This window comes from Pseudomonas sp. SIMBA_067 (genome assembly GCF_046534675.1).
GTDB classification, from domain to species: domain Bacteria; phylum Pseudomonadota; class Gammaproteobacteria; order Pseudomonadales; family Pseudomonadaceae; genus Aquipseudomonas; species Aquipseudomonas putida.
Window position 1 is genome coordinate 1 of sequence record NZ_JAWRYH010001140.1, and the last position, 244, is coordinate 244.

General features: G+C 55.3%; 1 protein-coding gene. It reads left to right on the forward strand.

All coding sequences use genetic code 11. The features are described 5' to 3' along the window. A partial coding sequence (locus SB765_RS32860; protein WP_410932925.1) for a hypothetical protein occupies nucleotides 1-244 on the forward strand: 244 nt, incomplete at both ends.

Consider the following 244-nt stretch of genomic DNA (forward strand, 5'->3'; position numbering starts at 1 on the left):
GGCCAGCGCTTTCTTTATAACTGCTGGCACCAGCCCCTTTCTCTTTATTTTGCGCAGCGGAATGCCATGCCCCGGATTAAAAAACTACTGGGAAAAGACCAGATAAAAGCGCCGTTTAACCCTTTTCGTTTCCGACTGATCTGCCTGGGTGTCACGACCTGTCTGGTGGTGCTGCTGGCGCGCGTCGCGGACCTGCAGTTCCTGAATCAGCCGATGCTGGAGCACGAAGCGGATCAGCGATCGC